This window comes from Streptomyces odontomachi (genome assembly GCF_024435355.1).
Taxonomy (GTDB): domain Bacteria; phylum Actinomycetota; class Actinomycetes; order Streptomycetales; family Streptomycetaceae; genus Streptomyces; species Streptomyces odontomachi.
This window is the reverse complement of sequence record NZ_JAMJWG010000006.1, coordinates 399,218-412,707: the sequence shown is the minus strand read 5'-3', so window position 1 is coordinate 412,707 and position 13,490 is coordinate 399,218. Positions and strand designations below refer to the sequence as shown.

Genomic DNA, 13,490 nt, shown 5'->3' with positions numbered 1-13,490 from the left:
CACCGAAGGCGGCCCTTCGGCACCCCAGGGACAAGGGGGCACCCCAAACCTTCTGTGGGCAGTCGTTCCGCAGGGCGGAACGGGTGGGCACAGGCCACGACGCACGGTCACGTGCAACGGTTCCGGGCACCCCGGACGACCGGCGTAGCCACGACGTACGGTCACGTGAACGGTTCCGGGCACCCGGACGAACGGCCCAGCCACGACCCACGGTCACGTGCGACCGGAGCACTCCCGGGGACGGGCGCGTGGGGTCAACCCCACGCGCCGCGGGGACGTCTCCCCAGACGGCTACGCTGGATCAGGCCCGCAGCCGCTGACCTGGGCCGGAACGGGCGAGAAGGGAGGCGGCGAGTGACCGGGCGCGGGAGCGCGGAGCGATGGCGCAGGGCGGGCGCCGCAATGTGGCGCATGCTCGCGGTGTGGGCGGTCGCCACCGCCACCATGCTGACCCTCGCCGCCCTGCTGCCCGACTTCCGCCTGGAGTCCCCCCACGGCGACAGCATCACCCGCATCGCGGTGACCGCCGCCCTCGGCGCCGGCGGCTTCGGGGTGCTCCAGGCACTGGTGTGGCCGCTGCTCGTCCGCGCCCTGCTGCTGGTGCCGGCGCTGGTCCTCGGCCTGCTGGTGTTCTTCCTCAACGGCTCGCTGCTGCTGCTCGCCCTGCGACTCAACCCGTCGGGCCGGGGCGGCGCCGCCTGGGAGACCGCGGTCGTGGTGGCCGCCGCGATGTCCGCCGTGGCGTCGGCCACCGGCACGGCCCTGACCGTGCACGACGACGCCGCCTACCGGCGCAGGCTCTCCCGGCTCGCCGGCCGTCGCCGGCGCCGCGCAGGCCCGTACCCGACCACCCCCGGCACCGTCTTCGTACAGCTCGACGGCGTCGGCCACGACGTGCTGGACAGGGCCGTGGACGAGGGGCTGATGCCCACCGTCGCCCGCTGGTTGGGCCGGCACCGGGAGGGGGAAACGGAGGACAGCCGACGAGGCACTCATCGGCTGACCCGCTGGCGCACCGACTGGTCCAGCCAGACCGGCGCCAGCCAACTCGGCATCCTGCACGGCTCCAACCACGATGTGCCGGCGTTTCGGTGGTACGAGAAGGACACCGGTGAGGTGGTGGTGTGCAATCGGCCCAGCAGCGCCCACGAGTTGCAGCGTCGCGCCACCGTGCGCACCGGTGACGCGGGGCTCCTGGGCACCGACGGCGCAAGCCGGGGCAACCTGTTCGGTGGCGGCGCCCAACAGCTCGCCCTGGTGCTGTCGACGACGGCGCGCCGCGCCCCGGGCAGCCGTTCCCGCGCCGGCTACTTCGCCTACTTCCGCGACCCGGCCAACGCGGTGCGCACCGCCGTGTCGTTCGTGGCTGAGGTGGTGCGCGAGGTGACCCAGGCCGTCGGGGCGCGGCTGCGCGGTGACCGGCCGCGGGTCTCGCGCGGCGGGCTCTACCCGCTCATCCGCGCCTTCGCCACCGTCGTCGAGCGTGACGTGGTGGTCGCCGCGGTGATCGGCGACATGCTGGTCGGCCGCACCGCCGTCTACGCCGACCTGGTCGCCTATGACGAGGTGGCGCACCACTCGGGGCCGTACAGCCGGGACGCGTTCAAGGTGCTGGGGAGACTTGACCGGTCGCTCGCCCTCCTTGACGAGGTGGCGCAGCACGCGCCTCGGCCTTACCGGATCGTGGTCCTGTCCGACCACGGGCAGAGCCCTGGCGAGACCTTCCGCGGGCGGTTCGGGGAGGCTCTCGGTGACCTCGTTCGGGACGGTTGTGGTCTGCCCGTGCCGCGCCGGGCCGCGGATGCACCGACCGGTGCCGGGCGGCCGGCGGGCACCCCGAGCGGTGCCGAGGCGCGCGGTGCGGCGCGTGCCGCGTTGGGGCGACCCGTCGAGGAGGGTGAGGGGAGCGCCTTGCGGGGGCGTCCGGCGCGGCGCCGCGAGCCTGTCGTGTTGGCCTCCGGCAATCTCGGGTTGGTTTCATTTGCCGATGTGCCGCATCGGATGACGCGGCAGGAGATCGAACGGCGCCACCCTGCGTTGCTGGCGACCCTGGCCGACCATCCGGGGGTCGGCTTCGTGCTGGTCGCCGACGAGCGGCACGGCGGCGTCGTGCTCGGCCCGCACGGTGCCGTGCTGCCGCTGTCCGGGCTCGACGAGGACCCGGGGCCGCTCGCCGGGTTCGGTCCCGGTGCCGTGGCCGCGGTGCGCCGCACCCACACCTTTCCGCACGCCGCCGACATCATGGTCAACTCCCGGTACGACCCCGTCACCGGCGAAGTCCTCGCGTTCGAGGAGCAGATCGGCTCGCACGGCGGGCTCGGCGGCGCCCAGGGGGAGCCGTTCCTGCTGTGGCCGTGTTCCTTGTCCGCACCCGATGCCGATGGTGTGCCGCTGGTCGGCGCCGAGCGACTGCACGGGGTGTTCCGACGCTGGCTCGGGGAGGCCGCTGCGCCCCGGCTGCCGCGGCAGGCCGCCCGGCGCCCTGACGGTTCCGGTGGGACGGCACCTGCCGCCGCGTCCGATGAGACGGTCGGGTCGCCACCGCACTGACGGCGCCGTTGGCGTTGGCGGGGTGGGGGTTTTGCGGCAGCGGGGTGTCTCCAGGCGGTGGCGTTTGTCGCGTGTGTGCCACAGGCGCGGAAAATTCGACTGCGTCGCGAACGGCGGCCGCCCACACTGTTCGTAAGCCGATCTCACGAAGGAGCCCTGTGCAGGCAGCCGTCACCGTATCTCCCGCCCGGATACCCGAGTTGCTGCTCGGTCTGGCCACCGTGCGGCCCGTCTTCCTGTGGGGCGCGCCGGGGATCGGCAAGTCCTCGCTGGTGCGGGACTTCGCCGAGTCGTTGGGTCTGGAGTGTGTGAGTCTGCTCGGTACTCAACTGGCGCCCGAGGACCTGATCGGGGTGCCGCAGATCAGGGACGGGCGTTCGGTGTTCTGCCCGCCGGAGGCCATCGCGCGTGACGAGCCCTACTGCCTGTTCCTCGACGAGTTGAACGCCGCAACGCCCGATGTGCAGAAGGCCTTCTACTCGCTGATCCTGGACCGCCGCATCGGCGGCTACGAGCTTCCGCAGGGCTCCATCGTGATCGGTGCGGGCAACCGCAGCACCGACAACGCCCTGGCCCGCCCGCTCGCCTCAGCCCTGGTCAACCGCCTCACTCATGTGCACCTGGAGGCGTCGCCGACCGACTGGCTCGCCTGGGCCGCCGGGCACGGCATCCACCCGTGGATCCTGGACCACCTCACCGACCGGCCCGACCACCTGTGGTCGAAGCCGCCGAAGACCGAGGAGCCGTTCTCCACGCCGCGCTCCTGGCACATGCTCTCCGACGCGCTGCACTCCTTCGGGCCCACCCTGGACGAGAACACCCTGAAGGTGATCGCACACGGCACGCTCACTCCGGCGCACGCGGTCGCCTTCTGCGGCTACGTCAAGATCGTGCGGCATGCGTACGGCATCGAGGCGATCATCAAAGGCGACGCCTCCTGGCCGCGCCGCGTCGAGGACCGCGATCTGCTCTACTACCTCGCCGAAGCGTTCCGCGGTCGGCTGATCAAGGAGCTGCCGGCGAGCAAGGAACACGTCAGCGCCCAGGGACGGCAGACGGCCTACCGCGCCAAGGCGCTGCTGGTGCAGCTCGCCGAGATCTCGGTGGAGGTCGCCCAGACCGTCATCGCCGACGACGCCGACGGCAACCCGGTGCTGCCCGCGTGGTTCCTGGTCGACGCGGCCCGTGACATGCCGCGCCTGGTGGAGGCCCGCCGGTGAGCCGCGGCCGCCGGCAGGCCATGGCCGAGCGGCACAAGCAGGCCCTCGAGGCGTTCACGGAAGGCATGCGGCGGGCGTGGGCCAATCCGGCGCTGGCCGCCTTGGACGCCAAGGTCTGCCGCGAGGAGGACTGCCCTCACACCCCTCGGCAGGGCCTCGTGCGCGTCGACTCCAACGGCGCCCTGCACATCGATCCCGCCCGGCGCGCCGAACCCGCCGCCTGGGCGTGGGCACTCGCGCACTGCGTGCTCCACCTCGGCTTCGGCCATGTCCCGGCCGCCTCCGGGCAGCGCGTCCAGCCCGACCGCTACGACCTGGCCGCCCGCTGCGCCGTCGTCAACCGCTTCCTGCTCACCTTCTCCGTCGGCGAGACACCCGAGGATCTGCCGGGCTCCTACCCGGACGGCGACGAGGAGCAGCTTGCCGCGCGCTGGCGGCGGGACGGCATCCCGGCCGCCTACACCCACTGCGGCACCGCGGGCGGCGCGCCGGACCAGGTGCTGCTGCCGTGGGCCGGCAGCTGGGGGAACCAGCAGCCCACGGACTGGCAGATCGCCTTCGCGCACGCGCTGACCCGCACCATGTCGGCGGCCATGGACATGGCGGGTGGCCGCCGGGAGTCGCTGCGCGACGGTGCGGCGCCGTTGCGTCCCTGGCAGGCCGCCCTCAACTGGTTCGTCTCGTCGTACCCGCTGCTCGGCGGCATCGCCGCCGGCATCACCCTGGTCGCCGACGCGGAGCTGGCCCGCGCCCACGACATCTCCGTGGCCGCCGTCAGCCCGGAGGCGGGCGAGATCTACATCAACCCGGTACGGCGGTACACCAGCGAGGAGTGGCGGTTCATCCTCGGCCACGAACTGCTGCACGCCGCGTTGCGTCACGGTGAGCGGTGCGGCGGCCGGGACCCGTACCTCTTCAACGTCGCCGCCGACTATGTGATCAACGGCTGGCTTCGGGAGATGGACGTCGGAGACATGCCCGAGGGGCTGCTGTACGACGCACAGCTCGCGGGTCTCTCGGCGGAGGAGGTGTACGACCGGATCACCACCGACCTGCGCCGGATGCGCCGTCTCGCCACCCTGCGCGGCAAGGGCCGGGGCGACATCCTCGGCGAGCCGCCGGTCCGCCGCCCGCACGACTACGTCGACCTGGACACCTTCTACCGCCGCGGCCTGATCCAGGGGTTCGACCTGCACCAGCGTCAGGAGCGCGGGCTGCTGCCCGCCGGGCTCGTGGAGGAGATCCGCGCCCTCAGCCATCCGCCGCTGCCCTGGGACGCCCGGCTGGCCCGCTGGTTCGACGAGTTCGTGCCCCGACCCGAGCCGGTGCGCAGCTTCGCCAGGCCGGCCCGCCGGCAGGCGTCGACGCCGGACATCCCGCGGGCCGGCCGGTACTTCCCGCCGGAGGAGGTGGCCCGCTGCACCTTCGGCGTGCTGCTCGACACCTCGGGTTCGATGGGCCGGGTCCTGCTCGGCAAGGCCCTCGGCGCGATCGCCTCGTACGCGCAGGCACGTGACGTTCCGGCGGCGCGCGTCGTCTTCTGCGACGCCGCGCCGCATGACGCGGGCTATCTGCCGGTGACCGAGATCGCCGAGCGGGTGCGGGTACGCGGGCGCGGCGGCACCGTCCTGCAACCCGGGATCGACCTGCTCCAGCGGGCCGACGACTTCCCGCCGAGCGCGCCCCTGCTGGTGATCACCGACGGCGACTGCGATGTGCTGCGGGTGCGGCGGGAGCACGCCTACCTGGTGCCGCCCGGCGCCACGCTGCCGTTCACGCCGCGCGGGCCCGTCTTCCGGGTGCGGTGAGCCGCCGGCCCACGGCGCGGCGGACGCGTAGGCGCGCAGGGTGTGCGCGAGTGGTGCGCCAAGTGGTGCCCGGGGGAGTCGATGTGCGCGACCGGTGTGTGATCGGATGGGGGCCGACGGAAGTCGTGCACAGTTCTGGGAAGGGAATTCCGCCGTGGCAACCACGCGTTCCGCACACACCGTATGGGAAGGCAACCTGGCCGAGGGCAAGGGCCTCGTCACCTTCGACTCCTCCGGCATCGGCGAGCAGCCGGTCTCCTGGCCGGCCCGGGCCGAGCAGGCGAACGGCAAGACCAGCCCCGAGGAGCTGATCGCGGCGGCCCACTCCAGCTGCTTCTCCATGGCCCTCTCGCACGGTCTGACCGGCGCCGGCAATCCGCCCACCCGGCTGACCACCTCGGCCGACGTGACCTTCCAGCCCGGCACGGGGATCACCGGCATCCACCTCACCGTGCAGGGCGAGGTCCCGGGGATCGACGAGGCCGCGTTCGTGGCCGCCGCCGAGGAGGCCAAGGCGAACTGCCCGGTCAGCCAGGCGCTGGCCGGCACCACGATCACGCTCAGCGCCAAGCTGGCCTGATCCCGGTCCGGGGTCCCCGTGGGCCCCGGACCATCCGCACGGTCACGACCCGGCCGTCGGCCCGCCGTGTGCGGGCCGACCGCCCTGCGTGACCCGCTCCCACCCCGCGTGACCCGCACTGATCGGGGTACTCGAATCCTGCCCCACCCATACTTGACAAGAGGGCACTCAAGTTTTGTGCTGGAGAGGGTAACGAGACCGGGTCGGCGGAAAGGGGACGGACATGGCACGCGCGGTCGGGATCGACCTCGGTACGACGAACTCGGTGGTGGCGCTCCTGGAGGGCGGCGAGCCGAGCGTCGTCGCCAACGCCGAGGGCGCACGCACCACCCCGTCCGTCATTGCCTTCGGCAAGAACGGCGAGGTCCTGGTGGGCGAGGTCGCCAAGCGGCAGGCGGTCACGAACGTGGACCGCACCGCCCGCTCGGTCAAGCGCCACATGGGCGAGGCCGACTGGCGCTTCCCCGCCGAGGGCACCATCGACGGCAGCACCTACACCGCCCAGGAGCTGTCCGCCCGGGTGTTGCAGAAGCTCAAGCGGGACGCCGAGTCCTACCTGGGCGAGGACGTCACGGACGCGGTGATCACCGTGCCCGCGTACTTCGACGACGCCCAGCGGCAGGCCACCAAGGAGGCCGGCGAGATCGCCGGGCTCAAGGTACTGCGGATCATCAACGAGCCGACGGCCGCCGCCCTCGCCTACGGCCTGGACCGCGGCGACGAGCAGACCGTCCTCGTCTTCGACCTGGGCGGCGGCACCTTCGACGTGTCGCTGCTGGAGATCGGCGAGGGCGTCATCGAGGTCAAGGCCACCAACGGCGACACCCACCTCGGTGGCGACGACTGGGACCAGCGCATCGTCGACCACCTGGTGAAGCAGTTCAAGAACGGCTACGGCATCGACCTCTCCCAGGACCGGATGGCCGTGCAGCGGCTGCGCGAGGCCGCCGAGAAGGCCAAGATCGAACTCTCCTCCTCCAGCGAGACCACGATCAACCTGCCCTACATCACGGCCTCCGCCGAGGGCCCGCTGCACCTGGACGAGCGGATGACGCGCGCCCAGTTCCAGGAACTCACCGCCGACCTGCTGGAGCGCTGCAAGAAGCCCTTCCACCAGGCCGTCCAGGACGCCGGCATCGAGTTGTCCGCCGTCGACCACGTGATCCTCGTCGGCGGCTCCACCCGGATGCCCGCCGTCACCGACCTGGTCAAGGAGCTCACCGGCAAGGAGCCGCACAAGGGCGTCAACCCGGACGAGGTGGTCGCGGTCGGCGCCGCCCTCCAGGCGGGCGTGATCCGCGGCGACGTCAAGGACGTGCTGCTGCTCGACGTCACGCCGCTGTCCCTCGGTATCGAGACCAAGGGCGGCATCATGACCAAGCTCATCGAGCGCAACACCACGATCCCGACCAAGCGCTCCGAGATCTTCACGACGGCCGCCGACAACCAGCCGTCCGTCGGCATCCAGGTCTTCCAGGGCGAGCGGGACATCGCCGCGTACAACAAGAAACTCGGCGTCTTCGACCTCACCGGTCTGCCGCCGGCCCCGCGCGGCGTCCCGCAGATCGAGGTCACCTTCGACATCGACGCCAACGGGATCATGCACGTCAACGCGAAGGACCTGGCCACCGGACGCGAGCAGCGCATGACGGTCACCGGCGGCTCGGCGCTGCCGAAGGACGACATCGACCGCATGGTGCGCGACGCCGAGAAGTACGCCGCCGAGGACCGGCAGCGCCGCGAGGCCGCCGAGACCCGCAACCAGGCCGAACAGCTCGTCTACCAGACCGAGCGGTTCCTCGCCGACAACCCGGACAAGGTGCCCGCCGACACCAGGTCGGAGGTGGAGTCGGCCGTCACTGACCTGAAGGGCCTGCTCGACCAGGAGCCCAGCGAGTCCAACACCGACCAACTGCGCAGCGCCGCCGAGCGGCTGGCGGCCGTCAGCCAGCAAATGGGCCAGGCGATGTACGCCGGCGCGCAGGAGGCCGGCGGCACCCCCGGCGGAGCCGGCACCGAGCAGGGCTCAGGCGAGGGCCCGGAGGATGTGGTCGACGCGGAGATCGTGGACGAGGACCGGGACCAACGCGGTGGCGCGGCCTGACGCGTGGTCCGCCAGGTCAGGGCGTCAGGGAGCGCAGGTACGCCGCCGTGGGCGGATCCGCCGGCAGGAACGTCTCGATGGCCAGCTCGGCCACCGTCACGTCCATGGGCGTGTTGAACGTCGAGATCGAGGAGACGAAGGACAGCACCCGGCCGTCGTGTGCGATCCGCATCGGCAGGGCGAAGACCGGCACGGCACCGTCGACCGGACCGTCGCCGTCCACCGCACCGGCGGCCTCCGGGGCGACACCGTCCGCCCCGGGCGCCGCGACCGGGTAACCGGCGACCTCCTCGTACACCGCCCGTAGCGCGTCGGACCGTTCGAGGGCCATGCGGCGCTCCATCTGGGCCAGCAGATGCCCACGCCACGCCCGCAGGTTGAGGATGCGCGGTGCCAGGCCCCGCGGGTGCAGGGTGAGCCGCATCGCGTTCAGCGGCGGGGCCAGCAGGTCTTCGGGCAGGCCCTCCATCAGCATCGCGATCCCGCGGTTGGCGGCCAGCACGTCGTAGGTCGCGTCGACGACGAGCGCAGGGTAGGGCTCGTAGCCGGCCAGCAGTCGCTCGATGCCGTCCCGGAGCGCGGACAGGTTCGGGTCGTCCAGCGGGGTCTCGGGGAAGCGGGGTGCGTAACCGGCCGCGATGAGCAGCGCGTTGCGCTCGCGCACCGGCACGTCCAGATGGCCGGCGAGGCGCAGGATCAGCTCCTCGCTCGGCCGGGACCTCCCGGTCTCCACGAAGCTGATGTGCCGCGCCGACGATCCTGCGCGCAGGGCGAGCTCCAGCTGGCTCACCCGCCGTCGTTCGCGCCAGCCGCGCAGCAGCGGCCCCACGCTGTTCGCGGGTCGGGCCGTCCGGGAAGGGGAGGGGGCGGTGGTCATACGCACGACGGTAGGTTACGCCCCCGCACACGGAGTACCCGATCGGCGGAACCGGATGGGGTGTCGCCGGTGCACCGGATGCCGTACGCGCCGAGACCGACGCGCGGTCCCTGTGGCAGTCTGGATCACGGTCGGCCGGGCGGTCCTGACCCGCCTCAGGCCGGCCCGCCGAGGCCGGAGCGGGCACCGGGCGTACGAGAGGAGTGCGGGCATGGCCGTCGAAGCGTTGTCGCAGGAGGAGATCACGGACCGGCTCGCCCGGTTGCCCGGCTGGACCCTGGACGGCGACCGGCTGGCCCGTTCCTACCAGCTCGGTTCGCACTTCGCCGCGACCGCGATGGTGGTGCACATCGCGCAGGTGCAGGAAGAGCTGGGCCACCACTCCGAGTTGACGCTCGGTTACAATACCGTCGCCCTGACCGTGAACACCCACAGCGTCGGCGGCAAGGTCACCGAACTCGACTTCGGCCTGGCCGGGCGCGTCGAGGAACTCGCCTCGAGCCATGGCGCGCTCTGACCCGTACGCCGCCCTGCCGGCCGGGTGCCGCTCACCGGGCCCCGGCCGCGAGACCCCTGCGGATGGCCCGCTCGACCGGTGAGTAGTCCCCGTCGGGCCGGTCGAGCTCGTACGGCACCGCCGGGTACAGCGGCGGCTGCGCCATGAACCGCGGCCGGGTGCCGTGGTGCGGCTGCGCGGCGTGCACCAGGAACGGGTGACAGAGGTAGACGTCGCCGGGGTGGCCGGTGGCGTGCACGACGGGCCGGTGCGCGGACGCGGCGTCGATCCGTGCCGCGATCCTGAGCCCCGAGACGCCCGCCTCCCCGTACGGCTCCAGCAGCGGCGGTATGTCGATGTGCGAGCCGACCCGGATGCGGGTCGGTGCGTCCTGCTCGCGTACCTCGCTGAACAGGAACAGCATCAGCAGGGCGCGGTCCTTGGAACGGAGGTTGGTGTAGTACCAGTTCGCGCCCTCGGGCTGGTAGCTGCCCTCGATGTGCCACCCCGCGTCGTCCGGTTCCTCGGGGTGCGGGAAGCGCAGCGGGAAACTGCCCAGCGAGTACCGCGGCTCCCAGCGGCCCGGGCCGACCAGGACGTCGTACGCCGCGTGCAGGGCGGCCGAGTTGGGTGCGGCTGCGAACGGGCCGTCGGACAGGCCGCCGATCCAGTGCACCGGGCGGTTCCAGGTGGCCGGATCCTCCGGGTCGCAGCCGGTCTCCCGCCAGAGGAGCCGCGCCGCGTCCGCGGCGACCCGGGTGGGGAACGCCTGCTCGATCTTGACGAAGCCGTCCCGGAGGAACCGCTCGGTCAGTGCGGTGGCGTCGATCATGTCGTCCATGGCCGCCATCGTGGGGGAGGGGGCGGGCCGACCGCATGCCGTTTTCTGTCCGCCGGGCGTGTACGGGCGTGCGGGGGCGCGTGCCGGCCGAGCGCTGCTCCGGACGGCACCTCGTTATCCTCGTCTCTCCTTCTCTCCGCACGGAGGCGGCGACCATGGGACACGGGCACCACCACGACCACACGCAACCCGACTGGGCCGCCATGGCACCGATGCTCGAGCGGCAGGCCGAGATCGCCGCGCCGGTGCACCTGCAAGCGGCCACCTGGCTGCGTGAGCTACGGCCGCATCCTCGGCTGATCGTCGACGCCGGCAGCGGTCCGGGCGTCGTCACCTGCCTGCTGGCGCAAGTCTTCCCGGACGCCGAGGTGGTGGCCGTGGACTCCGCCGCACCGCTGCTGGAGCTGGCCGCGGAGCGCGCCGCCCGTGCCGGGCTCGCCGACCGGGTGCGCACCCTGCACACCGAACTCCCCGCTGGTCTGGAGCGCCTTGCGCCCGTGGACATCGTCTGGGCCGGCCGCTCGCTGCACCACATCGGTGACCAGCAGGCCGCCCTGGCCGCCTTCGCGGAGCACCTGGCCCCCGGCGGGGTGCTGGCCCTCCAGGAGGGCGGCCTGCCGACCCGCTGGCTGCCGCGTGACATCGGCTTCGGCAGGCCGGGGTTGCAGAGCCGGCTGGACGCCGCCGAAGAGAACTGGTTCGCCGAGATGCGCGCGGCGCTGCCGGGCAGCGAGAACGTCACGGAGGACTGGCCGGCGCTGCTGGCCGCCGCCGGACTGCGGCACGGCGGCACCCGGTCGTTCCTGCTCGACCTGCCCGCCCCGCTCACCCACGACGCGCGCAGCCACGCGATGGACGTCTTCACCCGGATCCGTGAGGCGCTGGCCGAGCAACTGCCCGCCGACGACCTCAGCGCACTCGACCGGCTGCTCGACCCGGCCGACCCGGGCGGCCTGCGGCTGCGCCCCGACGCGTTCGCGCTGGGTGCCCGGACCGTGCACCTGGGCGTGCGGCCGGGCGCCGAGCCACCGGTGGCGTGAACTAGTTGTTCGCCACGAACTGCTTGGCCAGCGAGTCACCCAGGGACACCGCTGCGCTGTGGCTCTCGATGGGCTTGACCTGGGAGCCGGTGAAGAGGATGTAGGTGACACCGGATTCGGCGCCGCCGAACTCCGGGTCGGGGTCGATGCCGAGCGCGTTCGCGGTGGCGTAGGAGGCCTCGCCGATGATCGCGGTCGGGCCGGTGTCGCCCACCACGGCGTACTCGACCTTGTTGTTGTAGATGACGGCCACCACGCCGCCGCCCTTGATGCCGGCCTGCTGGTAGTTCCAGGTGCTGCTGGTGCTCGGCACCACCACGTACGGCAGCTCCGAGGCGGTCAGCGGGTCGTCGCCCGAGGTGTGGAAAGCGGTGTCGTCCTGGAACCACGGGTCGGTGTCGCCGTTGCACTCGTCGGTGACCTGGCCGTCGCAGTCGATGTCCATGTCGGCCTTCCAGAACACCGCCCCGGTGGCTCCGCAGACCGGGATCGTGGCGCTGGTCTCCTCGTCGGTCCGGTACTTGCCGTTGGAGACCTGGTTGCAGCTGGACACCTTGGCCAGCAGGTCGGCGGCGCTCACCGAGCCCTCCCGTACGGACGCCGGGGCGGGGGATCCGGCCGGCGAGGCCAGGGCGGGAAGGGTGGCGGTGGCCAGCAGTGCGGCACTGGCTGCGGCGGCGAGCGTCAGGGTGCGAGCACGCATGTGGGGGGTCGCCCTTCTGTTAGGAAAGTTTCCTTACTGGGTCAGCCCAATGTGGCGCGCTCTCATGTCCACGTCAAGACACCGGACGGCGGGGGACGGCGCACTTTCGGTCATGGGCCCGCCATCCTGGTGCGGACCCGCAGATGGCCCGCAGCCCGCCCGCAGGACAGGCGGCAGCCCCGCACCCGGGAAGGGGTGCGGGGCTGCTCACGCGACGGGGACCGGGATCGAGCCCGGAGCCGGGGCGAAGGGGACGCTCAGGCCACGTTCATCGACGCCGGGTCGGACCCGATGCGGCGGTTCTCGTTCAGCGCGCTGATAGCGGCGATGTCCTCGTCGTCCAGCTGGAAGCCGAAGACGTCGATGTTCTCCCTGATCCGGGACGGGGTCACGGACTTGGGAATGACGACGTTGCCGAGCTGGAGGTGCCAGCGGAGCACGACCTGGGCCGGGGTCTTGCCGTGCTTCTGGGCGATCGCGGCGAGCGCCGGCACGTCGAGCAGGCCCTTGCCCTGGCCCAGTGGCGACCAGGCCTCGGTGGCGATGCCCTGCTCGGCGTGGAACTCGCGGGACTCGCGCTGCTGGAGGTGCGGGTGCAGCTCGATCTGGTTGACCGCCGGGATGATCGACGTCTCGTCGAGCAGTCGCCGCAGGTGCTCCGGGAGGAAGTTGGAGACGCCGATGCTCTTGGCACGGCCCTCGGAGTGGATCTTCTCGAAGGCCTTGTAGGTGTCGACGTACTTGTCCCGGGCGGGGGTCGGCCAGTGGATCAGGTAGAGATCGACGTAGTCGAGGCCCAGCTTCTCCAGCGAGGCGTCGAAGGCACGGAGCGTCTCGTCGTACCCCTGGTCGCCGTTCCACAGCTTGGTCGTGACGAAGAGCTCGCCGCGGGCGACGTCGGAATCGGCGATCGCCCGGCCGACGCCCTTCTCGTTGCCGTAGATGGCTGCCGTGTCGATGCTGCGGTACCCGGCGTCCAGAGCCGTGCTGACCGCTGCGACGGCCTCGTCGTCGGGGACCTGCCACACGCCGAAGCCGAGCTGGGGCATCTCGACGCCGTTGTTCAGGATGATCGGGGGGACCTTGCTCACGAGCTCTCGATCCTTCGGTGGTTGATGAGTACTGCCCTCCTCAACGATCACGACCTGGCCTGCATTCCTCTGCTGGTCGTGACCGAGTGAGGCAAAGGTCTCAGCTGCCGGTCGGCCGTGCGGCGACCGAGGGCCGCGCGTCCGGATCGTGCGGGTGCCGCGGAGTCCGGCAGCGCACGA

At 72.1% G+C, this 13,490-nt stretch carries 11 protein-coding genes; 7 read left to right on the top strand and 4 right to left on the bottom strand.

Annotation, left to right across the window (positions count from 1 at the left end):
* Nucleotides 1–402: 402 nt before the first annotated feature.
* The 5 genes from NQO67_RS16355 (at nucleotide 403) to dnaK (ending at nucleotide 8,262) form a co-directional block, all read left to right on the top strand.
* Complete coding sequence (locus tag NQO67_RS16355) at nucleotides 403–2,550, top strand: phage holin family protein (RefSeq protein ID WP_374119008.1); 2,148 nt, start codon at nucleotides 403–405, stop codon at nucleotides 2,548–2,550.
* A 158-nt stretch (nucleotides 2,551–2,708) separates the two neighbouring features.
* Nucleotides 2,709–3,770, top strand: coding sequence for an ATP-binding protein (locus tag NQO67_RS16350; protein WP_255950709.1), 1,062 nt, complete (start codon nucleotides 2,709–2,711; stop codon nucleotides 3,768–3,770).
* A 20-nt stretch (nucleotides 3,771–3,790) separates the two neighbouring features.
* Complete coding sequence (locus tag NQO67_RS16345) at nucleotides 3,791–5,578, top strand: vWA domain-containing protein (RefSeq protein ID WP_255950730.1); 1,788 nt, start codon at nucleotides 3,791–3,793, stop codon at nucleotides 5,576–5,578.
* Nucleotides 5,579–5,732: 154 nt separating this feature from the next.
* Nucleotides 5,733–6,158, top strand: a complete 426-nt coding sequence (locus tag NQO67_RS16340; RefSeq protein WP_255950708.1) for an OsmC family peroxiredoxin — start codon at nucleotides 5,733–5,735, stop codon at nucleotides 6,156–6,158.
* Between the two features lie 223 nt (nucleotides 6,159–6,381).
* Nucleotides 6,382–8,262, top strand: coding sequence for a molecular chaperone DnaK (gene dnaK / locus NQO67_RS16335; RefSeq protein ID WP_255950707.1), 1,881 nt, complete (start codon nucleotides 6,382–6,384; stop codon nucleotides 8,260–8,262).
* Nucleotides 8,263–8,278: 16 nt separating this feature from the next.
* Here dnaK and NQO67_RS16330 read toward each other — a convergent pair whose 3' ends face one another.
* Nucleotides 8,279–9,139, bottom strand: a complete 861-nt coding sequence (locus NQO67_RS16330) for a helix-turn-helix domain-containing protein (protein WP_255950706.1) — start codon at nucleotides 9,137–9,139, stop codon at nucleotides 8,279–8,281.
* Between the two features lie 211 nt (nucleotides 9,140–9,350).
* Here NQO67_RS16330 and NQO67_RS16325 point away from each other — a divergent pair, with 211 nt between their 5' ends.
* Nucleotides 9,351–9,656: a 4a-hydroxytetrahydrobiopterin dehydratase gene (locus NQO67_RS16325; protein WP_255950705.1), complete on the top strand. Its 306-nt coding sequence runs from the start codon at nucleotides 9,351–9,353 to the stop codon at nucleotides 9,654–9,656.
* Between the two features lie 31 nt (nucleotides 9,657–9,687).
* Here the strand turns inward: NQO67_RS16325 and NQO67_RS16320 are convergent, their stop codons facing one another.
* Nucleotides 9,688–10,476, bottom strand: coding sequence for a phytanoyl-CoA dioxygenase family protein (locus NQO67_RS16320; RefSeq protein ID WP_374119005.1), 789 nt, complete (start codon nucleotides 10,474–10,476; stop codon nucleotides 9,688–9,690).
* Between the two features lie 155 nt (nucleotides 10,477–10,631).
* Here NQO67_RS16320 and NQO67_RS16315 point away from each other — a divergent pair, with 155 nt between their 5' ends.
* A complete protein-coding gene (locus tag NQO67_RS16315; RefSeq protein WP_255950703.1) occupies nucleotides 10,632–11,516 on the top strand; it encodes a class I SAM-dependent methyltransferase in 885 nt (294 codons plus the stop codon).
* Between the two features lies 1 nt (nucleotide 11,517).
* On the opposite strand, the gene NQO67_RS16310 is transcribed toward NQO67_RS16315, so the two are convergent.
* Nucleotides 11,518–12,219 carry a glycoside hydrolase family 75 protein gene (locus tag NQO67_RS16310; protein WP_255950701.1) on the bottom strand — a complete coding sequence of 234 codons (702 nt, stop codon included), beginning with the start codon at nucleotides 12,217–12,219 and terminating at the stop codon, nucleotides 11,518–11,520.
* 257 nt (nucleotides 12,220–12,476) lie between these two features.
* Nucleotides 12,477–13,268, bottom strand: coding sequence for an aldo/keto reductase (locus NQO67_RS16305; protein ID WP_255950729.1), 792 nt, complete (start codon nucleotides 13,266–13,268; stop codon nucleotides 12,477–12,479).
* Between the last annotated feature and the right edge of the window lie 222 nt (nucleotides 13,269–13,490).